Here is a 23,245-nt window from a genome sequence, read left to right as displayed (position 1 = left end):
GGGCGAAGGAGGAAACCATGCCTGCAACCGCTTCAATCGAACCGCCACGCATTTACCCGACCTTCCGCTATCGCGACGCCGCCGGGATGATCGACTGGTTGGGCAAAGCTTTCGGTTTCGCCGTGCACGCCCGCTACGCCGACGACAAGGGCATCGTCCAGCATGCCGAACTGGCACTGGGTTCCGCAATGATCATGCTCGGCACGGCGCGCGACGACGAATACGGCAAGATGGTCGGCGAGCCGGGCCAGAATGGCGGAAAATCCACCTATGTCGCTGTCGATGACCCCGACGCCCTGTTTGCGCGCGCCAAGACCGCTGGCGCCAAAATTCTCGAAGGCCTGACCGACCGCGACTATGGCAGCCGCGACTTCATTTGCGCCGATCCCGAAGGCAACGTCTGGTCCTTCGGCACCTATTGGCCGAAAGCGCATGAGAAAGCCGGCTGATTATCGAGCGGCTGCGAAAATCGCGTCGACCTCGAGATGCGTTTCGAGGTGGTCTGCGATCTCGTCCAGCGCCCGCTCGACTTCGGCGCGATAATCGATGCCGCCGCCCTTGATGCCGAGGCTTTCAAGAAACCTTGCACGAAACGCATCAGAGCCGAAAAGTCCGTGCATATAGGTGCCGAACACTTTGCCATCGGGCGACGTCGCGCCGTCGTCGGTATTGTTGATGATCGCCGTGGGGCGCAGGCAATCCGGCCCGCTGGTAGCACCAAGATGAATTTCGTACCCTGACAGCGGCACATCGAAATGGACCGAACGCGCGGTGACGTTGCGCACCGTCTTTTCCGGCTCCATCGCCGTCTCGATGTCGAGCAGGCCGAGCCCTTCCGCCTCCCTGACGCTACCCTCGATGCCGTGCGGATCGCGCACGGTGCGGCCAAGCATCTGGTAGCCACCGCAGATGCCGACGACATGGCCGCCCCGCCGGCGATGGTCGAGCAGATCGCGATCCCAGCCGTTTTCCCGGAACATCAGCAGGTCGCCAATGGTGGATTTTGAGCCGGGGATCACAACGAGCCCGGCATCTTCCGGCAATTTCTGGCCGGGAGGCACGAACACCACCTCGACCTGAGGTTCGGCGCGCAACGGGTCGAGATCGTCGAAATTGGCGATGCGGCCAAGCATGGGAACGGCGACCTTCAGCGCCCGCTTTTCGCCTGAGGTCAGCCGCTCGAGAATGACCGAATCCTCCGAAGGCAGCAGCGCCGCCGCCTTCAGCCACGGCACGACGCCGAAGCAGGGCCAGCCGGTGAAGCGCTCGATCGCGGCAATACCGTCGTCGAACAGGGTCACGTCGCCGCGGAACTTGTTGATGAGATAGCCGACGATCATGCGCCGGTCTTCCTCCGGCAGGATCAGATGCGTGCCGGCAACCGACGCGATCACTCCGCCGCGATCAATATCGCCGACGAGAATGACCGGCACATCGGCCCGCGTTGCAAAGCCCATATTGGCGATGTCGCGCGGCCTCAGATTGATTTCGGCGGGCGAACCGGCACCCTCGACTATAATGAGATCGGCGCCCTCCCCGAGCTTCTGCCAGGAATCGAGCACCGCACCCATCAATTGCGGCTTCATCGCCTGATAGTCGCGTGCCTTGGCCTCGCCGAAAACCTTGCCCTGCACGACCACCTGCGCGCCGACATCGCTTTGCGGCTTCAGCAGCACCGGGTTCATGTGGATCGACGGTGCGACGCCACAGGCGATCGCCTGCAGCCACTGCGCGCGGCCGATCTCGCCGCCGCCTGCTTCGCCCGGAATGTCGGCAACGGCGGCATTGTTGGACATGTTCTGCGGCTTGAATGGCCGCACATTCAACCCCCGCTTTTTCGCAGCACGGCACAGGCCGGCAACGAGCACCGTCTTGCCGACATCCGAGCCGGTGCCCTGGAGCATGATCGCCTTGGCCATGATGCTCAGCCCTGCCCGCCGGTGATCGTCGAACGCACTGCAAGCGGTCCGCCGCGCCACAGATAGAGCGCCAGCAGCGGCTCGTCCCCGGTCTTCATGGCGTGATTGACATTGGACGGGTGATGAATGACTTCACCGCCCTCCCGGATGACGAAATCGCCATCGCCCTTGCGCCACTCGGTACCGCCGGTCAGCGGAATGTAGATTTCCTCTGCCTCATGATGGTGGTCGGGATAGACGATACCCGGCCCAAGTATCAGCAGTCCCCCCGCCACCGCATCACTCTCGAAGTGCCCGCGCGTGCCGAACACTTCCAGCCAGCCGTAATTGTCGATGAAATGCTGGCCGAAATCGGCAGCGGTGTAGGTCTGCCCCCAGCGCAGCTCGGAGCGATGATCCGTGACGAACTTTGCCAGCGGGCGAGCCGTGGCCGCCGCAAGTTCGGCGGTGCGCTCGAGAAGACTCGAACTTGGAAGCTCGTTCGGCTCCAGCGCGCGCGGCGACATCGCCCAGTCGCACGAGGCCGTGAAATCACGCAAGCGCTCATCCTCGAACGTCGCCAGGAAGACGCGGAAATGGTCGAGCAGTTCCTCAAAAAATATCGTCACACATAGCCTCGAGCATGTATTTGTGCACAGCCGCTCCGCATGAGGTCGGGTTGCGCGGGTGCATCATTGGTCTAGATTGATCGGCACGCCTAGAGCATGATCGCGAAAAGTCGCAGAGTTTTGGCACCAGATCATGCGGCAAAACGAACTTTTCCCGGACAAAAACGTCCGATCGCAAAAATGTTCGCAAGCCAGGAAACGTCAGGGAGGACGCCATGGACGCCGCAGTCGACCCGACCGCCGGTCAGTTCGATCTCAATGAGGATCAACGCGCCATCCAGGAGATGGCTGAGGCCTTCGCGCAGGATCGCGTCGCCCCCAACGCGCTCGAATGGGACAAGCAGCGCCATTTCCCAGCAGATGTGATTCGCGAAACCGGCCCGCTCGGGCTCGGCGGCATCTATGTGCGCGACGATGTCGGCGGCTCGGCACTTGGACGGCTGGACGCGGTGCTGGTGTTCGAAGCGCTGTCGAAAGCCTGCCCCGGCTTCGCCTCCTTCATCTCGATCCACAACATGGCAACGTGGATGATCGACCGCTTCGGCAACGAGGAACAGCGCCAGCGCTTCATTCCCAAGCTGACCTCGATGGAATGGCTGGCGAGCTACTGCCTGACCGAGCCCGGCTCAGGTTCGGACGCGGCAGCTCTCAAGACTCGCGCCGTGCGCAGCGGCGGCAATGGCAGCGACTATGTCGTGAACGGCGCAAAGCAGTTCATTTCGGGTGCCGGCGACAGCGATATCTACGTGACGATGGTCCGCACGGGCCAGGACGGCCCAAAAGGCATCTCCACCCTCGTCGTGCCCAAGGACGCGCCGGGCCTCTCCTTCGGCGCAGTCGAGAGCAAGATGGGCTGGCACATGCAGTCGACCCGCCAGGTCATCTTCGAGGACTGCAAGGTGCCGGCCGAGAACCTCCTGTCCGACGAAGGCGCGGGCTTCGGCATCGCAATGTCCGGGCTGGATGGCGGGCGATTGAACATTGCGGCGTGCTCGCTGGGCGGTGCGCAATCGGCTCTCGACAAGGCGGTGAGCTATACTGCCGAGCGCAAGGCTTTCGGCCAGGCGATCAACCAGTTCCAGGCGCTGCAGTTCAAGCTCGCCGACATGGAAACGGAATTGCAGGCCGCGCGCATCTTCCTCTACACCGCCGCCTCCAAGCTGGACCGCAAGGCGCCGGACGCCGGCAAATGGTCGGCCATGGCCAAGCGCTTCGTCACCGACACCGGCTTCAACGTCGCCAACGACGCGCTGCAACTGCATGGCGGCTACGGCTATCTACATGACTACGGCATCGAAAAACTGGTGCGCGACCTTCGCGTCCACCAGATTCTCGAAGGCACCAACGAGATCATGCGCGTGATCATCGCGCGGGCTTTGATCGGAAGGCAGTAGGGGAATAGGGCAGTAAGGCAGTAGGGAAAGAACTCCCTGTCTACATACTGCCCCACTCCCTTACGGCCTTACTGCCCTACTCCCTTACTCCCCTAACACCCCCGGAGGAACCTCAACATGACCACCATCGCCTTCATCGGCCTCGGCAATATGGGCAATCCGATGGCCGCCAACCTTGTGAAGGCAGGTCATGCGGTGCAGGGTTTCGACCTTATGCCCGAAAACCTGACCGTCGCGCGCGAACATGGCATCACCGTAATGGCCAATGCCGTCGCCGCCCTGAAAGATGCCGAGGTGGTCATAACGATGCTGCCAGCCGGCAAGCATGTGCTGTCGGTCTATGAGGACATCGCACCGAAGGCCGAGAAAGGCGCGCTGTTCATCGATTCCTCGACCATCGATGTGGAATCGGCGCGCAAGGCGCATGCCATCGCCGCCAGGCACGGCCTTCTCTCCATCGATGCGCCGGTTTCCGGCGGCACCGGCGGTGCGACCGCCGGCACGCTGACCTTCATGGCTGGCGGCGCGGTTGATGCTTTCGCCAAGGCCGAGCCGATCCTCAAGCCGATGGCCGGACGCATCGTGCATTGCGGCGACGCGGGTGCCGGTCAGGCCGCCAAGATCTGCAACAACATGATCCTCGGCATCTCGATGATCGGCGTGGCCGAGGCCTTCGTGCTGGCCGAAAAGCTCGGCCTGTCGCATCAGGCGCTTTTCGACGTCGCCTCCACTTCGTCGGGCCAGTGCTGGTCGCTGACGACCTACTGCCCCGTCCCCGGCCCGGTGCCGACTTCGCCCGCCAATCGCGACTACAAGCCCGGCTTTGCCGCAGCCCTTATGCTGAAGGACCTGAAGCTGGCGCAGGAGGCCGCGCAGGGAGCCGGTGCGGTCACCCCGCTCGGTGCGGAAGCCGCTCAACTCTACGCGCTGTTCAACGCCCAGGGACAGGGCGGCGCCGACTTCTCCGGCATCATCAACTTCCTGCGCGGTGACGCCGCGTAAGTGAGCGGCGGAGATTTTCGCCGCAAATTCGCCGAAAGATTCAAATTTTTAGATTTGATTAAGCTCTCGCTAACCACGCGGTAACGTTGTGCGGCTAGAACAGTGAGCAGGCGGTCATCGCAGCCGCCTACCGCTCCGGATCAGGTCTTGCGTACCGGAGCCGTTACCTTCGCAGCGTATCTTCAGTGGCGAAGGGCCATGCGTATGAATGGCAAAGCCGTGCTCTTCCGCCTGGAGGACGCGGTTTTTGCCTTTAGACCGCGTGAAGTCTGCCTCAGCCCTTCGAAGACAATCGGCGGTAATTCGCCTTCACACGCTGGCTGGCCGGTTTCAGCGCCGCCTGAACGGCGCGGTCGGCAGCAACGCCGCTGAACAGAGACGGCGTCCTGCCGGAAAATACGTCGAACCAGAAACTCGATGCCGACTGCATCAGCGACATCTGCGCCGCCACCATGCCCTCGGCCATGGCCGCGTTCTTCTCGTTGATCGCGCGCAGCGTCTCCGTGCCCCACGGATTGGTGCTTCTGTCCTCGCTCAGCATCGTCGGCAGCCGCATGGCGGCCACCATCGGTGCGAGCATCAGGTTTCCGGCTATCGTGGCTGACCGGCGATTGCTGCGGCTTTTCATGAAATTCTCCTAGCCGCGAGGCTCGAACTGAACGTCGACCGGCGGACGTAAAGCGTTGGCGAGGCGATTGGTTTCATTCGCCATGCCGACCACCGCCAGCAACTCCATGAGCTGAGCCTCGCTCATGCCCTTGGCGCGTGCCGATGCGGTGTGGGAATAGGTACAATACTCGCAGCCATTCGTCGCCGAGACCGCGATGTAAATCATTTCCTTGACCAGCGGATCGAGCGCGCCCTGCCCCATCACCTCGCGCAGCGTTTCCCAGGTGCGCTTCAGCAATGCAGGGTCATGCGCCAGAACCTTCCAGAAATTGTTGATCCAGTCGGTTTTGCGCGTCTGCATAATGTCGTCATAGACGGCACGAACGGTATCGTTCGCCATTTCGTATTCGATCAGAGGAACGATGGGTTTGCCGCTCATGCCGGTCTCCGGTGGTGAATGGACGGACGCGAATTCATCGCGCCCGCCCGTTTCAGTCTCAACTTGCCTTGCGAAGATCGGCTTCGGCGAGGTCGAGCGCCTTGGCGATACGTTCGCCGGCCATGTCGATGGTTTCGCGGGTCCAGATCAAGGGCGGCGAAAGGATCATCGAGTCGCCCGTCGCACGCAGCATCATGCCTTGCGCGATGGCGTGGTCACGCACGACGACAGCCGCACTGCCGACCGGCTGGAAGCGTTCGCGCGTCGCCTTGTCCTTGACGATCTCGATCGCGCCCATCAGGCCGATGCTGCGAACCTCGCCAACCAATGGGTGGCCGGAAATACGCTCCCTCAGCATCTGCGCGAAGTAAGGCCCGGTGTCGGTCTTGACGCGCTCGATCAGCCCTTCCGTCTCGATAAGCTCGAGGTTCTTCAGAGCGACGGCACAGGCCACCGGATGGCCGGAATAGGTGTAGCCATGGTTGAACTCGCCGCCCTTCTCCACCAGCGTGGTGGCGATACGGTCACCGACCAGCAGCGCCGACAGCGGCTGGTAGCCGGAGGTGAGCGCCTTGGCGGTGGTGATCGTGTCGGCTTCGATGCCCATGGTCTGCGCGGCAAACCATTCGCCGGTGCGGCCATAGCCGGTGATGACCTCATCGAGCATCAGAAGCACATCATATTTGCGGCAGATGCGCTGGATTTCCGGCCAGTAGCTTGCCGGCGGAATCTTTACGCCACCCGCGCCCATGATCGGCTCGCCGATGAAGGCAGCAACGTTTTCGGCACCGGCTTCATGGATGGCGTCTTCGACGGCCTTTGCCGCGCGCAGGCCGAAGTCGTGGTCACTTTCGCCCGGCAGCGCCAGTTCATAGGCGTAAGGCATCATGACATGGACAATGTTCGGCACCGCGCCGCCAAGCTGCTCATGCATGCCCGACATGCCGCCGAGCGACGCGCCTGTGATGGTCGAGCCGTGATAGGCCATGTTGCGCGAGATGATGCGGTTCTTCTGCGGCTTGCCTTCCAGCGCCCAGTAGTGGCGCACGAGGCGCAGCGCGGTGTCATTCGATTCCGAACCGGACGAACCGTAGAAGACCTGGTTCATGTTCTTCGGCGCGATCTCTGCGAGCTTCTTGGAAAGCAGCACCGGCGTCGGCGTCGAACAGCGGAAGAAGGAGTTGTAGTAAGGCAGTTCCTTCATCTGCTCGTAGGCGGCTTCGGCGAGTTCGTTGCGGCCATAGCCGATATTGACGCACCACAGGCCGGCCATGCCGTCGAGCAGCTCGTTGCCCTCGGAATCATAGATGAACGGGCCGTTGGCGCGGGTGATCATGCGCGCGCCGGTGGCACGCAGATCCTTGTGGTCGGTGAAGGGATGAATGTGATGTGCGGAGTCGATCGCCTGCAGCTGCGCTAGCGAAAAGTTCTGGTAAGTCATGGACTTGTTCCTTCCAGTTGAATCAATCCGGCAAGGCCGGCGCGAATTCAGCGGGAGGAAGGCGGCGAATAGCCGATGCGGGCGCACAGGCGCAAAAGCTCGACGTGGCGCGTTCTGGAAGAAGGCGTCACGGCTATGTCGAGGGTTCGCGGGTGGATCGTGCCCATGGCCCACTCTAGCCGATGCGGACCTGAAGGTTCAAGCCGGCATGCATGGCCAGTGGCCACCTTCCGCTCCGGCATGTCGCTTTGCTCGCGCTAATGGTCGTCGCATCCGCACTAAGCGGGTTGGGCTCGGTCCATTATGCAGCCTGATTTTCGCATAATACGAGGCCCATCATGACTGCTGCCCTCAATCCCGCAGAACCGGTTCTCGCCACTGACCGCGCCCGTCGCGGCGGGCGGGCCGGAAAGCGCGCCGGCGGCTCGGCGGCCTTCGAGCAGCCGCCTTTCCGGCAGCTGAAAATCCCCTTTGCGCCGACGAAGATAATTTCCGACGACGAGCTGGAATCGATCCACCTCGCTTCGCTGCGCGTGCTGAAGGAAATCGGCGTCGACGTGCTGCATGACGAGGCGCGCGCCATCATGAAACGCCATGGTGCCGACGTTCGCGAAGGCACCGAGCGGGTACGCTTCGACAGCGACATGATCCTTGAGCTGATTTCACACGCACCGGCCGAATTCACGCTTCATGCCCGCAACCCGGCCCACAATGTCCGCTTCGGCGGCAACAATCTGGTCATTTCGCAGATGGCGTCCGCGCCAAACTGCTCCGATCTCGACAACGGCCGTCGCCCCGGCAATCAGGCGGACTATCGCAATTTCCTCAAACTCGCCCAGATGCACAACATCCTGCAGACGACAGGCGGATATCCGGTCGAGCCGGTCGATATCCACCCGTCGGTGCGACACCTGGAATGCATCCGCGATCTCGCGACGCTGACCGACAAGGTCTTTCACATCTACTCGCTCGGCAAGGAGCGCAATGTCGACGGCATCGAGATCGCCCGCATCGCGCGCGGCATTTCCCGCGAGCAGCTGCAGGACGAACCCTCGGTCTACACCATTATCAACACCAACTCGCCGCTGAAGCTCGACATTCCGATGATGGAAGGCATCATCCAGATGTCCGGCAGTGGCCAGGTCGTGATCGTCACGCCGTTCACGCTGGCCGGCGCCATGGCCCCGGTGACGGTGGCCGGCGCGCTTGTGCAGCAGAATGCCGAGGCGCTTTCGGGCATCGCCTTCACGCAGATGGTGAAGAAGGGCGCGCCGGTCGGCTATGGCGGCTTCACCTCCAATGTCGACATGAAATCGGGCGCGCCGGCCTTCGGCACGCCAGAATACATGAAGGCGCAGATGATCGGCGGCCAGCTCGCCCGCCGTTACCAGATCCCCTACCGCACCTCCAACGTCTGCGCCGCCAACACGGTCGATGCGCAGGCAGCCTATGAGAGCGTGTTTTCGCTGTGGGGCGCAATCCAGGGCGGAGCCAACTTCATCCTGCACGGCGCCGGCTGGCTCGAAGGCGGGCTGCGCTGCTCCTATGAAAAAACGATCCTCGACATCGACCTTTTGCAGATGGTGGCGGAATTCCTGACGCCGCTGGACCTTTCCGACGACGCGCTCGGCTTCAATGCCATCGAATCCGTCGGCCCCGGCGGCCATTTCTTCGGCACGCAGCACACGCAGGACCGCTACAAGACCGCCTTCTATTCGCCGATCATCTCGGACTGGCGCAATTTCGAGACCTGGGCCGAAGCCGGCAGCCCCACCGCCATGGAGCGGGCGAACCGCATCTGGAAAGAGCGCCTCGCCACCTACGAGAAGCCCTATATGGACCCGGCTATCACCGAGGAGATCGACGCCTTCGTCGCCAAGCGCCGGGCCGAAGGCGGCGCACCGACTGATTTTTGAGGGACACAATGAAACTGAAACCGATCAACGCACCCGATGCGCCGCAGCCTGCCGGTGGCTACGTGCAGGCCATTGAAGTCACCGGGGCCAGCCGAACGCTCTATATCAGCGGACAAATTCCGGTAGCAGCCGACGGTAGCGTGCCCGAAAAATTCGAGGATCAGGCCCGGCTTGCCTGGCAGAACGTGATCGCCCAGTTGCGGGCGGCCGACATGACGCTCGACAACCTCGTCAAGGTGACGATCTTCCTTTCCGACCGGAAATACACCGCCGACTATCGCCGTGTCCGGAATGAAGTGCTGGAGGGTCGGCAGATCGGCCTGACCACTATCATTACCGGCATTTTCGACGAAAGCTGGCTTCTGGAAATCGAAGCGATCGCGGCCGCATAGGACCTGCGAACGCCTTGACTCAAAACACCTATCAACGGAACTAACCACATGAAATCCCACGTAAAAGCTGTAGTCATCGGTGGCGGCGTCGTTGGCTGCTCGGTGCTCTATCACCTCGCCCGCGCCGGCTGGACGGATGTCATGCTGATCGAGCGCTCGGAGCTGACCTCCGGCTCGTCCTGGCATGCCGCCGGCGGCTTCCATACGCTGAACGGCGACCCGAACGTCGCCAAGTTGCAGGCTTACACCGTCCAGCTCTACAAGGAGCTTGAGGAGGTTTCCGGCCAGTCCTGCTCGCTGCATTTGACCGGCGGCATCATGATGGCCGATACGCCGGAGCGCATGGATTTCCTGCGGCTGGCCCACGCCAAGGGCCGCTATCTCGGCATGGACACGGAGCTGATCACGCCGTCCGAAGCCAAGGCGATGTTCCCCTTCATGGACGAGACGAATTTCGTCGGCGCCATGTGGGACCCGGTCGAGGGCCATCTCGACCCCTCCGGCACCACCCACGCCTATGCCAAGGCGGCCCAAAAGCTCGGTGCGCAGATCGTGCTGCGCAACCCGGTCAAGGAACTGACGCAGGAGGTCGACGGCACATGGAACGTCGTCACCGAACAGGGAACGGTGAAGGCCGAGCATGTGGTGAACTGCGGCGGCCTGTGGGCCCGCGAGATCGGCCGCATGGTCGGGCTCGAGCTGCCGGTGCTGGCCATGGAGCACATGTATCTGCTGACCGAGCCGATGCCCGAGGTCGAGGCGTTCAATAAGGAAACCGGCCGCGAAATGGTCGGCGTGCTCGATTTCAAGGGCGAGATCTACACCCGCCAGGAGCGTAACGGCATCCTGCTCGGCACTTATGAAAAGGCCTGCAAGCCATGGTCGCCGGTCAACACGCCCTGGGATTTCGGGCACGAACTGCTCCAGCCCGATATCGACCGTATCGCGCCGTCGCTGGAAATCGGCTTCAAGCATTTTCCGGGTATTGCGAACGCCGGCATCAAGCAGATCATCAACGGCCCCTTCACCTTCGCGCCCGACGGCAACCCGCTGGTCGGCCCGGTGCAGGGCCTGACCAACTACTGGACGGCCTGCGCCGTCATGGCCGGCTTTTCACAGGGCGGCGGCGTCGGGCTGGCGCTGTCGAACTGGATGGTCAACGGCGATCCGGGCTTCGACGTCTGGGGCATGGACGTCACCCGCTACGGCGAGTGGGCAAGCCTGCGCTACACCAACGCCAAGGTGCGCGAAAACTATTCGCGCCGTTTCTCGATCCGTTTCCCGAACGAGGAGCTGCCGGCAGCGCGGCCCGCGCAGACGACGCCGCTCTACGACACCATGGTGGCGCAGAACGCCGTCATGGGCGACAGCTGGGGCCTGGAAACGCCGCTCTGGTTCGCGCCGAAGGGCACCGAGCCGAAGGACATCGTCTCCTTCCACCGCTCCAACGATTTCGAGCACATCGGCAACGAGGTTCGCGCGACCCGCGAAAGCGTCGGCGTCACCGAAATCGCCAACTTCGCCAAATATGAGGTGAGCGGCCCCGGCGCGGAGAACTTCCTCAACCGGCTGATGACCAACCGCATGCCGAAGACCGGCAGACTGGTGCTGACGCCGATGCTCAACGAGTTCGGCAAGCTGATCGGCGACTTCACCATCGCCAAATGCGCCGAGGACCGCTTCATGATCTGGGGTTCGTCGGCGGCGCAGAAATACCACATGCGCTGGTTCGAAAAGCAGTTGCCCAAGGACGGCTCCGGGCGCATCCACCGCTTCGACCAGACGCTGGTCGGCCTCTCGATTGCCGGCCCGCGCTCGCAGGACCTGCTCGCCAAGCTCGTCGATGCCGACGTGTCGACCAAGGCCTTCCGCTTCATGGATTTTCGCGAGATGGCTGTCGGCGGCGCGCCCTGCATGGTCAACCGCATCAGCTACACCGGCGATCTGGGCTACGAAATCTGGATGGCGCCGGCCTATCAGCGCCTCGTCTACAAGGCGATCAAGGACGCCGGCGAGGAATTCGGCATCGTTGATTTCGGCATGCGCGCCCTGCTCTCCATGCGTCTCGAAAAGAATTTCCCGACCTGGTTCCGCGAGTTGCGGCCGATCTATGGGCCATTCGAAGGCTCGATGGACCGCTTCACCCGGCTGGAGAAGAACGATTTCGTCGGGCGTGACGCCGCAGCCAAGGAACAGGCAGAAGGACCAAAGCTGCGCCGCGTGTCCATGATCGTGGAAGCCAACGGCGCCGACGTGATGGGCGACGAACCGATCTGGGCCAAGGTCGGCGCGACCGACTACGGCTCGATCGAAAAGCCGCATGGCTATGGCGCGCCGCGCTTTGACGAAACGGGTGCAGAAACCCGCACGTCCGAAGCCGACGAAGGCGCTTCCAGCATTCGCGGCATCGTCGATGGCGAATGGCGCGTGGTCGGATGGGTGACGTCGGGCGGCTATGCGCATTACGTCCAGAAGTCCCTGGCGCAGGGTTATCTGCCTGCCGCACTCGCCGAAAACGACAATGAAGGCATGTTCGAGATCGAAATCCTCGGGCACCGCCGCCCTGCCCGCATCAACATCCAGCCGCTGTTCGATCCGGCCGGCGAAAAGATGCGGGGGTAAAAGCGATGGCCGAGCGATCTTCTTCAGGGAATTTCGGTCGGCATCGCAAAATCATGCCATTCGAACCGGGCGGCTCCTTGCCGCCCAATTCCGTCGAAACCCTAAGCCGCAAGGCGCGCGAAAAAGCCGCCGCCCTCAACCAGCACGTTCTCGGCTACGGCGAGACCGCCGAGGCCGAATGGGTGGCCGCAGGCATTCCCGCCCCCGACCTTCCGGCGATGCGAAAATATCGCCTCGACCGCATCCGCGCCGAACTGAAACACCGCGACTATGCCGGCGCCCTGCTCTACGACCCGGTCAACATCCGCTACGCAACCGACTCGACCAATATGCAGCTCTGGGTCGCGCACAACCCGACGCGGCATTGTTTCGTCGCGACCGAGGGGCCGGTCGTGCTGTTCGACTATTTTTCCTGCGAGCACCTGTCGGATCACTCCGGCGTCGTCGACGAGGTGCGCCCAGCGATCTCCTGGATGTATCTCTATGGCGGCGAACTGACGGAAAAGCGGGTGCAGCGCTGGGCGGCGGGCATCGCTGATCTCGTCCGCGAACACGGCAGCGGCAACAGCCGCATCGCGGTCGATCATCTCGATCATGAAGGCGTCGCCGAACTGGCAAGGCTCGGCATCTCGGTCAGCAATGGCGAAGCCGTGATGGAGAACGCGCGCCTGATCAAATCGCCTGACGAAATCCGCTGCATGCACCGCGCGATCGTTTCCTGCGAGGCGGCAATGGCTGAGATGGAAACGGCACTGAAACCCGGCATCTCGGAAAACGAGCTTTGGGCCGAACTGCATCGCGGCAACATTGCCCGCGGCGGCGAATGGATCGAAACGCGGCTCCTGTCGTCCGGCCCGCGCACCAATCCGTGGTTTCAGGAATGCTCATCGCGCATCATCGAAGCCGGTGATCTCGTCGCCTTCGACACCGACCTCATCGGCCCCTACGGCTTCTGCGCCGACCTGTCGCGGACATGGCTCTGCGGCGACGGCAAGCCGACCGACGAGCAGCGGGACCTGTTCCGCATCGCCGCCGACCAGATCGCTCACAACACCGAATTGATGAAGCCGGGAGTTTCATTCCGCGATCTGGTAGAGCGCTCGCAAATTCCGCCGCCGGACTGCTTTCCGGCACGCTACGGCGTGCTCTATCACGGCGTTGGCCTGGCCGACGAATATCCGACGCTGCCCCACGCCGCCGACTGGACCGACGACACGCCGGACGGCGTTCTCGAACCCGGCATGGTGCTGTGCGTCGAAAGCTATATCGGCCGGCTCGGCGGCCATGAGGGCGTGAAGATCGAGGAGCAGGTGCTGATCACCGAAACCGGCAACCAGCAACTGTCCTCCTATCCTCTCGATGCGAGGCTGCTCGGACGCTGACCGCCCGAGCACGCGGCTCATCCGGCTTTCTGAGTAGCGGCATCCGTTTCCGCGTCATCGTCGCTCATGCGCGCAAACCAGCTCGCGATCAGCGCCCCGGAAACATTGTGCCAGACGCTGAAGACAGCACTCGGTACAGCGGCCAACGGCGAGAAATGCGCGTTGGCGAGCGCTGCACCCAGGCCGCTGTTCTGCATGCCGACCTCGATGCTGATGGCCTTGCGCTTGGCAAGCGACAAGCCGGCAAAGCGCGCGGCGAAGTAGCCGAGCAGGAGTCCAAAACCGTTATGCAGCACGACGACGGCGAAGATCAGCAGGCCGGACTGGGCGATAGCAGCCTTGTTGACGGCAACGACAGCGGCCACGATCAGCACGATGCCGACGACGCTGACCAGCGGCAGCGCCGGAATAGCTGCCTTGACCACGCCCGGCACGATCTTCTGCAACAGGAAGCCGAGTGCCAGCGGCACCAGGATGACCTTGACGATCGACAGGAACATGCTCATCGCATCGACAGGAAGATACTGGCTGGCGAAGAACCAGACCAGGAATGGTGTGACGAGCGGCGCAAGCAGCGTGGTCACGCTGGTGCAGGCAACGCTGAGCGCCACATCGCCCTTGCTGAGATAGGTCATGACATTACTCGCCGTACCGCCCGGGCAGCAGCCGACGAGGATGACGCCCGCCGCCACTTCCGGCGACATCGGAATGATACGCGTGAGCAGCACCGCCAGAAGCGGCATGATGATGAACTGGGCGAGAACGCCGATCGCCACGTCGAAGGGCCGGCGGACCACTTCGCTGAAATCCTTGCCCGAGAGGGTAAGGCCCATGCCGAACATGATGATGCCGAGCAAAACGACGATCCACGGCGCAAACAGGCTGAACGTCGACGGCAAGAGGAAACCGAGTACGGCGAACACGATCACCCAGATGGCGAAGGTGCGGCCAACGAAATCGGAGATAGCAGCTATTGTTTTCACGATCCTACTTCCTTGAGGATTTTGGGGAGGGGCGGACTGTCTTGGGAGGGACAGAAAGTTGCGCGCTTTTCCCGTCTATTTGACAGGTTGGCAACCCCTTGGCCGCCTACGCGACATTTTCTGGCCCAAAGGAAGTGGACCGCCGGCCGTGGGTAGGCCATGCAGCAATGTCAACGAAGCGGTGTGATGGTCGATCAGATCGGAAGAGAAATAGCCGGTGCCGTCAGCGATGTGATGTAAGGCAGCCCCTTGCGAAGTGCGGTCCAGCCGACCACCTGCACATGTCGCGCGGCCGGTTCGAACCGCTTCGCCAGATCCCAGCTGCGGCAGTCGATGGCACAGACATCAGCCCTGCCCTCGGCCACGGCAACGATCGAGTTGCGATGGCCGCCTGTCTCGACGCGCTCCGCGAAAATGGCAAGGCTTTCGCCCATCGCCTCCAGATCGCGCGTCAGCGCGATGATGCCCGACATGGAATCGTCGCTGTTGTAGCCAAGGCGTTTGCCGCGGATCAGGTCGAGGGAAATGAGGGGCCGGCCGTCGGATGGCCCAGACACCGGAGCGCCCTCACCCCACCGCATCACAATCGCGCTGGAATACAATTCGCCCTGCCCGCCCTCGAAAGCATCGTAGCTCGGCTGGCCGATCACCCGCACATATTTCGAGAGGCCAAGCTCCATAGGCCCCCAGCACGTCTGCGCAAAAAGCAGGTTCGGGTGCAGCCACACTGTCGGGAAATCGAGTTCGTGGGACGGGAGAGTTGCCGGATCGGGCGCGATCACATTGCCTGCCGCGTCCCTGATGCCTCCGGGCACCGGCGGCAGATCGGCGTTCCGGCGAACCAGTTGTTCCGGCGCATCGATACCGGCGGCACGGAACGCCGCGCGTAGCCGTGCCCATTCGGCATCAGTTTCGGCTCGAGCTTCGGGCCAGTCATACATGGAGAGTGCGGCGACGAATCCGGTCATGGCGTCATCTCCGCCGATCAGGTCAGCAATGGCAAGGCGGAAATCAGCCTATTCCTTCGGCGGCTCGGCCGGCACAGGGATCGTGCCCAGCCCATTCACCGAACGGCCACGCACACGCGGCTGGAACGCACGGCCGGCCTCCGGCGCACGCCGAAGTGCGGGGTGCACTACAGGCTCCTTGGCGCGGAAGGCGTATTCCCTAAGGAGCGACAGATAGTTCGGAAACACATAGCCCTTGTTCATCGCGATCCATTCGTCGCGCCGCTCACGGAACAGTTTTGGCAGCCGATACCAGGGGATGGTCGGGCTCTTGTGATGAACAAGATGAAGATTGTTGTTGAGGAACAGGAAGGCGAAGGGCGAGCGCTCGATGATGATGGTGCGCCCGTCCGGCCGCTCCGACCACTGATGCTCGGCAAAAGTGCGCAGCGAAATGAAGGACTGTCCGAGCCACACCGGCACCAGCACATAGAGCCAGAACGGAATGCCGAAGACCTCGGTCACGAGCGGCAGTACGATGGCGAGACCAGCGGCATGCAGCAGCCACGCCTTGCGCACGGCCCGGTCGCCGGCAGCGATCAGCCTCGCCTCCTCCAGCAGGAAGCCAACGGTGCCGAGCGCCGGCCCGAGAACGAAGCGGCCGACCATCGTGTTGTTGATGGAAAGCAGCGTCTTCAGCCAGCGCGGCAGTTCCTCATGTTTCCAGAAGGACTGGTAATAGCTTTCCGGATCGTCGAACGGATCGGTCAGGCTCTCGTCCGCATGATGGCGCAGATGCAGCAATTTGAAACGGCGGAAGGGATAGACCAGGCCGATCGGCAGGCCGACCAGCAATTCATTGACCCAGGATTTTCGCGTGGGGTGGCCGTGCGAAGCCTCGTGCATGAGCGAGGACTGCATGGCGAGAATGAAGGCCAGAACCAGAAGCGCCAGAACCGGATAGTTCGGCCAGAGGAAGAAACAGGCTCCCGCCCAGGAGCCGTAAGTGGCTGTGATGAGCACTATTGTCGGCCATTCGATTGCCGGCGTGCCGTTTCGCCGTATGCTTTTTTTGTATGCCATGCCCTCGACCACTGCCCCCAGCGCCGGAATCGAATGATTCCTGACACTATGCTGTCAGTAGTGATGACAAGATTCAACGCGACAATGTGCACAGAGTGTTGATATTGCGCTTATTGATGCGCATATGTTGTGAATTATAAACAAACAAGCGGAACAATCTCATCGTTGCCTGCGTTGAATAGCGTTGCGCGCGCAAAATTCTGCCTCACGGGAGCACCCTCTTGGACAAACGCGACCTTTCCGGGCTGTTTCGCGAACGGTTGAGGACGCTGGTGCAGCGATCCGGCCAGAACCAGTCGGCCTTCGCCGCATCGGTGGGCATAGATCGCTCCGCCCTTTCCCAGCTCCTGTCGGAAGACACGACGCGGCTGCCTCGCGCCGAGACGCTGATGACGATTGCCGAAGAGCACAAGGTCTCGCTCGACTGGTTGCTCGGCCTTAGCCAGGATGAGGGGCTGACCGGTGAAATCCGCGCCAGTCTTGAGATCGAGGAAGGCTCAGGCGGCTTCGACCGCACTTTGCTGGCCAAATGGCATGCCGAAGCGGCCGGCACGAAGATTCGCTACGTGCCCGCCGGCATCCCGGACCTTCTGCGCACGGACGCGCTGGTCGATTATGAGGCAGACATCACCAACAAGAGCCGTCAGTCACAGGCTGGCGAGACGCAATACCGGATCGACTACAACCGGCGTCCGGAAACCGACATGGAAGTGTGCATGCCGCGGCACACGCTGGAGATCTTCGCCGCCGGCATGGGCGTGTGGAGCGGCTTTTCCGAACAGGAGCGTCGCGACCAACTAAACCACATGGCAACGCTGCTCGACGATCTTTATCCGACATTCCGCCTGTTCCTCTACGATGGGCGCATGCGCTATTCCGTGCCCTACACAATCTTCGGGCCTTACCGCGCGGCGATCTATGTCGGCGATATGTATCTGGTGTTGAACGCCACGGCCCCGGTCCGCACGCTGACCCGCCATTTCGACAATCTGATCCGCGGCGCCGAAATCAACGCGCACGAAGCGGCCGGCTTTGCGCGCAAACTTGCTGAAATGCCTGTTGCCAGCCACGCCTGAAGACTGATCACGATCCCATTTGGGTTGAGTTTCCTTATCCGGCGCGTAGATATGGCTCCTTCGCTTTCGCTCAGGACGTCTCATGCAAGCCCCTCGCCATCTCGTTGTCCCGCCGCAGTCCGGGCGCTCCATCCGCGTGTCGCGCGGCGATCTCATTCGCGTCATCGATCCCAAGGGACAGCAGGTGGCCGACCTGTGGGCGTTCACGACCGAAGGCAAGCTCGACTGGCTGAGCACGTCGCACACGCGCGACATCAACGAAACGCTGTTCCCCTCCGCCGGACAGCATTTCTACAGCGCCAATGGCGTGCCGATGCTGACCTTGATCGAAGACGGTTCGCCCGGCCCGCATGACATGCTGTTTCCGGCCTGCAACCCCGCGCTCTATGAGCGCGCGGGCTTTACCGATCACCCGAATTGCCAGGACAACATGCTGAATGCGCTTGCGCGCGAAGGCATAGACCTGCCCTTCTGTCCCGATCCGGTCGACTTCTTCCAGAATTCTCTGCCGGAGCCCGACGGCCATCTCGACGTCTACGCCTCGATCAATCCGCCGGGCGGCTATGTGACCTTGCGCGCCGAACTCGACCTACTGATCGTGGTGACGGCCTGTTCGGTAGATGATCACCCGACGAATGGCGGGATCTGCACCGAAATCGAGATCGAGGTCACTTCCCGGCTGCCGTGACCTGCCCGCAGCATTCCAGCCTTGCAGTTTGGCGCGCTTCCTTGACTGGACATAAAGACTTCTTTATATCCTTATCTCAGTAATATTTCCTGAAGGCGCACTCCTATGATCAACCCCATTGACGCACTGCTCGCAGAAAAAGGCGTGCTTCTGGCCGACGGTGCCACGGGCACGAACTTGTTCGGCATGGGGCTGGAGGCCGGCGAAGCACCGGAGCTCTGGAACGAGACCGCGCCTGAAAAGATCACGGCACTGCACCAGAACTTCGTCGACGCCGGCGCCGACATCATCCTGACCAATTCCTTCGGCGGCACCCGTCACCGGCTGAAGCTGCATCATGCACAGGACCGCGTTCACGAACTGAACAAGCGCGCCGCCGAGATCGCCCGCGCTGTCGCCGACAAGGCCGGTCGCAAGGTCATCGTTGCAGGCTCGGTCGGCCCGACCGGCGAACTTCTCGTGCCGCTTGGCGCCATGACCTATGACGAAGCCGTCGAGGCTTTCGCCGAGCAGATCAAGGGTTTGAAGGAAGGCGGCGCGGAAATCGCCTGGATCGAAACAATGTCCGCGCCCGACGAGGCCAAGGCGGCGGCGCAGGCGGCAATCGATGCCGGCATGCCCTACACCTATACGGTTTCCTTCGACACGGCCGGACGTTCGATGATGGGGCTGGCACCGAAAGACATTCACGGCGTTTCCGAAGGCTTGCCGCAGGGCCCGGTCGGGGTCGGCGCCAATTGCGGCGTTGGCGCTTCCGACATCCTGTCGTCGTTGCTCGACATGACCGAGGCCAGGCCGGATGCAACCGTGATCGTCAAAGGCAATTGCGGCATTCCGGAATTTCGCGGCACGGAAATCCATTATTCCGGCACGCCCGAACTGATGGCCGACTATGTCCGCCTTGCCGTCGACAGCGGTGCAAAGATCATCGGCGGTTGCTGCGGCACCTCGTTCGAGCATCTGGCCGCCATGCGCAAGGCGCTCGACGGCCATCACAAGGGAGAACGCCCGACGGTCGAGGCGATCGTCGAGCGCATCGGCCCGCTGCGCAACAAGACCGCCGACCAGAGCGGCGGCACTGGCGAAAGCGCCGAAGCCCGTCGCGAGCGCCGCCGCAGCCGCGCATAACCCACAGCGGATAACGCATAAGAAAAGGCCCTTCCGTGATCCACGGAAGGGCCTTTTTCATTTCAGGTCTGCGCTTTACAGGCCTTCGAGATCCAGCCGTGCTTTGCGCAGTATCTCCAGCGCCTTCTCGGCCTGCCCGGCGCTTAGCTCGCCGCCACGCAACCGGCCGAAGATGGCCTGTGCCAGCGCACGAACCTCGTCGCCAAGCGCCACGCCGTTGACCTCGGCCGAAGCCTCGTCAAGCTGCGCGTTGATCTTGTCGAGTTCGGCGGCGTGCTCGGCGAGATAGGCCTTGCCCTGCTCGGTGATCGAATAGAGCCGTTTGTTGCCGTTCGTCTCGGAGATGACCAGATCGGCCTCCTCCAGCATCTGCAGCATCGGATAGATCGCGCCCGGGCTCGGGCTGTAGGCGCCCTGGAACTTCGCTTCCAGCGCCTTGATGATGTCGTAGCCGTGGCGAGGCTCCTCGGCGATCAGGCCGAGAACGAACAGACGCAGCGCGCCGGGATCGAACATGCGCGGGCCGCGCCCGCCGAACGGGCCGCCGCGGTGACGGCCGAACCGGCCGCCTCCACCGCCGCCGCCACGGCCGAAGCGGCCGCCGCCCTTGCCGCCATCCGGCCCGCCGGACATGAACCAACCGCCGCAGCGTTTTTCGTGATTGTGGGGATGATTGAACATTTGAGTGTCTCTCCAGATTTTGTGTTTCATGCGATATATCTATCAAAAGATATATCTTTTACAAGATACATCTTTGAAACGAAATCCAGAAATCTCACAAGCCATTGATCTCACGAGAAAAAAAGACCGGCGAAGTTTCCCTCGCCGGCCTTTCAGTAAGCTTTCTTCGGTGTATCGCCCTCTCAAAGGCTGGCGCATCACTGCGCTACCGCCCTCCGCCGCCGAGTGCCGCCGCCAGCCGCACCAGCGACAGAAACTCCGATCGGTAGCCGAACGGGTCCGCTCCACGCGCCGCCGAAGCGATCTCCCTGATGCGGTCATAGCCGAAATTCACGGTCTGGTCGGCATCGCGCAGCTTCTGGCCGAAAGCCGCGACTGCCACGGAAAACCGCTGGTCGTCGCTGGCATCATCGAACGCGCCCACTTCGTTGGCCGAAGTCACCGGCGTGGTGATGAGTTTGGAAACGTCGCCGTCAGGCAGCTTGTAGCGGATCTTCACGAAGGCATATTCGTCGGCATTGGCGACACCGGTCGCATTGTCGGTCTTAGCCTCGCCATAGCGCAGATCGTCCACCGCCTGTGCCGGGCTGCCCTTCGGCGTAATCTCGTAGACCGCCGTCACCGAATGCCCGGAGCCGATTTCGCCAGCATCGACACGGTCGTTGTTGAAATCCTCGCGCTTCAGCGCGCGGGTCTCATAGCCGATCAGCCGATACTCGGAGACTTTTTCCGGATTGAACTCGACCTGGATTTTTACGTCCTTGGCGATCGGAAACAGGGTCGAACCCGCGTCCTGCACCAGCACCTTCTCGGCCTCGGCCAGCGTATCGATATAGGCTGCGGTGCCGTTGCCGTTCTGGGCGATGGTCTGCATCATCTGGTCGTTGAGATTGCCGCGGCCGAAGCCGAACACTGACAGGAATATGCCGGATTTGCGCTTCTCCTCGATGATGCGCTTCAGGTCGTCATCGTCGCTCTGGCCGACATTGAAATCGCCGTCGGTCGCAAGCATGACCCGGTTGATGCCATCCTTGATGAAGGACTTTTGGGCGAGCCTGTAGGCCTCAGCAATGCCCGCCGCACCTGCGGTCGAACCGCCCGGCTGCAGCCTGTCGATGGCCTCGAGGATTTTCACCTTGTCCGAACCGACGGTCGGTTCCAGCACCGTGCCGGCCTCCCCGGCATAGGTGACGATCGACACCGTATCGTCCGGCCCCAGCCTGTTGACCAGCAGCCGGAACGCCGATTGCAGCAGCGGGAGCTTGTCGGGCTCGTTCATCGAACCCGAAACGTCGATCAGGAAGACGAGATTGGCCTTGGGCTGCTCGGCCGGCTTCACGTCATAGCCCTTGATGGCGATATGCATGAGCTTGGTGTTCTCGTTCCACGGCGTCGGCATGACCGTGACGGTGGAGTTGAACGGCGTCGCAGCAGAGTCCGGCCCGGCCCAGTCGTAAGGGAAGTAATTGATCATCTCCTCGACGCGAACCGTGTCGGGCTGCGGCAGGACGCCCTCCTTCAGCGAGCGGCGAACGAAGGAGTAGGACGCCGTGTCGACATCGATCGAGAAGGTCGAGACCGGGTCTTGCTTGGCCGAATGGATCGGATTGGTGTCGAACTTCTGGACGCGGTCATTGGAAGCCTCGGACGGCGCGTAGACATCCGCCGGGGCCGGCATGATCGCCTGCGGCTCTACCATCAGCGTAGTGCTGTCGGCGGCATTCTGATTGGCCACGATCCCCTTCGACCGCGCTACAACCGCCGGGCTGGGCGGCGCGCTGCCCCCTGCGGCTTGCGGCGTGGCCTCGCTGGCGGAAAGCGCCGGCTCCTGCTGGGAAGCGGCAGGCTTGGCAAGCGCGTCGCGGACCTCATCCTTGTCCTGCTCGGCTTCGACGGGAGCCTGTTGAACCGTTGCCGGCTGATCGACACGTTCACGCGGCTCGCTCACCTTGCGCTCCGTGCCGAAATCGAACGGCGAGTTCTCGACAAGCTGGAATGTCATATAGCCGGCGACCGGCAGGGCAACGAGCCCGGCAAGTGCGGGTGCGGCGTAAAGTTTCTTCTGCATCATCTCACTCCAGAGTTTGTGTATCCGGTCAGTGAGACGAAGGCTTGGCTGCGATCCTTGGGTGGCAGGTGATGTTTTTTTCTCGTCGAAGGCTTCGAAGGCAGCGTTAAGCGCGCGCGCCCTGGCGTCCGCGCTCGGCTTCGGCACGGCACTGTCGCGCAGCCGGTTGAGTTCGTTGTCGTCGACCATGATCAATCTTCCCCGGCCGGGCGCATGATGAGCTTCAGCCGTTTCTTCGCTTCATGGATATGCCAGGAAACCGTCGCCTCGGCGCAGGCCATGGCATCGGCGGCCGCCGCATGGCTCAGGCCTTCGCCATAAACCAGCAGAACCGCCTCGCGCTGCTTGTCCGGCAGTTGTCGCACCGCCGCCCAGAGCGCTTCCGCCTGATCTTCCGGCTCAGCCGTCGCCTCGCCCGCAATCAGCGCGTGAACGCCAAACGCTTCGGTCTTGGCCCTCTCGCGGGCGTTCTTGCGCACCATGTCGCGCGCCGCGTTCAGGGTCATGGCATAGAGCCAGGTCGTGAAGGCACCGCCGCCGCGATAGTCTCGGATGGCACGGCCAAGCCGGGTGCAGACTTCCTGGGCGATGTCTTCGGCGTCGGTTTTTCGACCGCACCAGCGCCAGGCGACGCGATGCACGAAATCATAGTGCCTCTCGACGAGTTCGCCGAAAGCCTGCCTGTCGCCATCGCGCGCCCGCCCGATCAGATCGGCATCGGTGGCCTCGCCCTCATCCAACGTCATCGCCATCATCGTTCCTGAGACGAAAGCTATTCGATAATCCTTTGGGTGATGGAAGGATTTTTTTGATGGCGGGGATTTCCTGTCGCTTGAGGAGAGGTTTGATGCTGGGACGACGCCTCCA

21 protein-coding genes are annotated in these 23,245 nt (G+C 62.3%); 10 read left to right on the top strand and 11 right to left on the bottom strand.

The genetic code is table 11. The annotated features are described in order from the left end of the window. Positions 1–17: 17 nt before the first annotated feature. Positions 18–449: a VOC family protein gene (locus G6N74_RS00105; RefSeq protein WP_165113028.1), complete on the top strand. Its 432-nt coding sequence runs from the start codon at positions 18–20 to the stop codon at positions 447–449. Here G6N74_RS00105 and G6N74_RS00100 read toward each other — a convergent pair whose 3' ends face one another. Together G6N74_RS00100 and G6N74_RS00095 are read right to left on the bottom strand one after the other, a co-directional pair. Continuing rightward, positions 450–1,919 carry a cobyric acid synthase gene (locus G6N74_RS00100; protein ID WP_165113026.1) on the bottom strand — a complete coding sequence of 490 codons (1,470 nt, stop codon included), beginning with the start codon at positions 1,917–1,919 and terminating at the stop codon, positions 450–452. A 5-nt stretch (positions 1,920–1,924) separates the two neighbouring features. After that, on the bottom strand, positions 1,925–2,527 hold the full coding sequence (locus tag G6N74_RS00095; protein ID WP_165113024.1) for a dimethylsulfonioproprionate lyase family protein: 603 nt from the start codon (positions 2,525–2,527) through the stop codon (positions 1,925–1,927). A 215-nt stretch (positions 2,528–2,742) separates the two neighbouring features. Between G6N74_RS00095 and G6N74_RS00090 the strand changes: the two genes are divergently transcribed. Together G6N74_RS00090 and mmsB are read left to right on the top strand one after the other, a co-directional pair. Then, positions 2,743–3,921, top strand: coding sequence for an isobutyryl-CoA dehydrogenase (locus G6N74_RS00090; RefSeq protein ID WP_165113022.1), 1,179 nt, complete (start codon positions 2,743–2,745; stop codon positions 3,919–3,921). A gap of 117 nt (positions 3,922–4,038) precedes the next feature. Further along, positions 4,039–4,923: a 3-hydroxyisobutyrate dehydrogenase gene (gene mmsB / locus G6N74_RS00085; protein WP_165113020.1), complete on the top strand. Its 885-nt coding sequence runs from the start codon at positions 4,039–4,041 to the stop codon at positions 4,921–4,923. Positions 4,924–5,197: 274 nt separating this feature from the next. Here mmsB and G6N74_RS00080 read toward each other — a convergent pair whose 3' ends face one another. From G6N74_RS00080 to G6N74_RS00070, 3 genes are read right to left on the bottom strand one after another with little or no spacing between them, the layout of a single operon-like run. Then, the gene (locus G6N74_RS00080; RefSeq protein WP_165113018.1) at positions 5,198–5,551 is read right to left on the bottom strand and encodes a hypothetical protein; all 354 of its coding nucleotides are present in this window, start codon (positions 5,549–5,551) and stop codon (positions 5,198–5,200) included. A 9-nt stretch (positions 5,552–5,560) separates the two neighbouring features. After that, the gene (locus G6N74_RS00075; protein WP_165113016.1) at positions 5,561–5,971 is read right to left on the bottom strand and encodes a carboxymuconolactone decarboxylase family protein; all 411 of its coding nucleotides are present in this window, start codon (positions 5,969–5,971) and stop codon (positions 5,561–5,563) included. A 58-nt stretch (positions 5,972–6,029) separates the two neighbouring features. Beyond that, positions 6,030–7,412, bottom strand: a complete 1,383-nt coding sequence (locus tag G6N74_RS00070) for an aspartate aminotransferase family protein (RefSeq protein WP_165113014.1) — start codon at positions 7,410–7,412, stop codon at positions 6,030–6,032. A gap of 338 nt (positions 7,413–7,750) precedes the next feature. Between G6N74_RS00070 and G6N74_RS00065 the strand changes: the two genes are divergently transcribed. Genes G6N74_RS00065 through G6N74_RS00050 form a run of 4 tightly spaced genes read left to right on the top strand, consistent with a single transcriptional unit; the run spans position 7,751 to position 13,724 of the window. Further along, entirely contained in the window at positions 7,751–9,328 is a 1,578-nt protein-coding gene (locus G6N74_RS00065; protein WP_165113012.1) for a trimethylamine methyltransferase family protein, read from the top strand. Between the two features lie 8 nt (positions 9,329–9,336). Then, entirely contained in the window at positions 9,337–9,720 is a 384-nt protein-coding gene (locus G6N74_RS00060) for a RidA family protein (RefSeq protein WP_165113010.1), read from the top strand. A 48-nt stretch (positions 9,721–9,768) separates the two neighbouring features. Next, a complete protein-coding gene (locus G6N74_RS00055) occupies positions 9,769–12,342 on the top strand; it encodes a GcvT family protein (protein ID WP_165113008.1) in 2,574 nt (857 codons plus the stop codon). A 5-nt stretch (positions 12,343–12,347) separates the two neighbouring features. Next, positions 12,348–13,724, top strand: coding sequence for a M24 family metallopeptidase (locus tag G6N74_RS00050; RefSeq protein WP_165113006.1), 1,377 nt, complete (start codon positions 12,348–12,350; stop codon positions 13,722–13,724). Between the two features lie 17 nt (positions 13,725–13,741). Here the strand turns inward: G6N74_RS00050 and G6N74_RS00045 are convergent, their stop codons facing one another. The 3 genes from G6N74_RS00045 to G6N74_RS00035 all read right to left on the bottom strand — a co-directional run bounded on the left by G6N74_RS00045 (position 13,742) and on the right by G6N74_RS00035 (position 16,737). Continuing rightward, positions 13,742–14,707 carry a bile acid:sodium symporter family protein gene (locus tag G6N74_RS00045; RefSeq protein WP_165113004.1) on the bottom strand — a complete coding sequence of 322 codons (966 nt, stop codon included), beginning with the start codon at positions 14,705–14,707 and terminating at the stop codon, positions 13,742–13,744. A 194-nt stretch (positions 14,708–14,901) separates the two neighbouring features. Next, positions 14,902–15,675, bottom strand: coding sequence for a phosphate/phosphite/phosphonate ABC transporter substrate-binding protein (locus tag G6N74_RS00040; RefSeq protein ID WP_165113002.1), 774 nt, complete (start codon positions 15,673–15,675; stop codon positions 14,902–14,904). A gap of 48 nt (positions 15,676–15,723) precedes the next feature. Beyond that, the gene (locus tag G6N74_RS00035) at positions 15,724–16,737 is read right to left on the bottom strand and encodes a fatty acid desaturase (RefSeq protein ID WP_165113000.1); all 1,014 of its coding nucleotides are present in this window, start codon (positions 16,735–16,737) and stop codon (positions 15,724–15,726) included. Positions 16,738–16,958: 221 nt separating this feature from the next. Here G6N74_RS00035 and G6N74_RS00030 point away from each other — a divergent pair, with 221 nt between their 5' ends. The 3 genes from G6N74_RS00030 (at position 16,959) to bmt (ending at position 19,629) form a co-directional block, all read left to right on the top strand. Continuing rightward, positions 16,959–17,813, top strand: a complete 855-nt coding sequence (locus G6N74_RS00030) for a helix-turn-helix domain-containing protein (protein ID WP_165112998.1) — start codon at positions 16,959–16,961, stop codon at positions 17,811–17,813. An 82-nt stretch (positions 17,814–17,895) separates the two neighbouring features. Continuing rightward, entirely contained in the window at positions 17,896–18,501 is a 606-nt protein-coding gene (locus tag G6N74_RS00025) for a DUF1989 domain-containing protein (protein WP_165112996.1), read from the top strand. 105 nt (positions 18,502–18,606) lie between these two features. Continuing rightward, positions 18,607–19,629, top strand: coding sequence for a betaine--homocysteine S-methyltransferase (bmt, locus tag G6N74_RS00020; RefSeq protein ID WP_165112994.1), 1,023 nt, complete (start codon positions 18,607–18,609; stop codon positions 19,627–19,629). Between the two features lie 75 nt (positions 19,630–19,704). Here bmt and G6N74_RS00015 read toward each other — a convergent pair whose 3' ends face one another. The 3 genes from G6N74_RS00015 to G6N74_RS00005 all read right to left on the bottom strand — a co-directional run bounded on the left by G6N74_RS00015 (position 19,705) and on the right by G6N74_RS00005 (position 23,130). Beyond that, a complete protein-coding gene (locus tag G6N74_RS00015; protein WP_165112992.1) occupies positions 19,705–20,310 on the bottom strand; it encodes a PadR family transcriptional regulator in 606 nt (201 codons plus the stop codon). 205 nt (positions 20,311–20,515) lie between these two features. Then, positions 20,516–22,567 (bottom strand): vWA domain-containing protein, encoded by a 2,052-nt coding sequence (locus G6N74_RS00010; protein ID WP_165112990.1) that lies wholly within the window; start codon positions 22,565–22,567, stop codon positions 20,516–20,518. Positions 22,568–22,569: 2 nt separating this feature from the next. After that, entirely contained in the window at positions 22,570–23,130 is a 561-nt protein-coding gene (locus tag G6N74_RS00005; protein ID WP_165112988.1) for an RNA polymerase sigma factor, read from the bottom strand. Between the last annotated feature and the right edge of the window lie 115 nt (positions 23,131–23,245).

Source organism: Mesorhizobium zhangyense (assembly GCF_011045115.1).
GTDB classification, from domain to species: domain Bacteria; phylum Pseudomonadota; class Alphaproteobacteria; order Rhizobiales; family Rhizobiaceae; genus Mesorhizobium_M; species Mesorhizobium_M zhangyense.
This window is presented reverse-complemented; position numbering and strand designations above follow the sequence as displayed.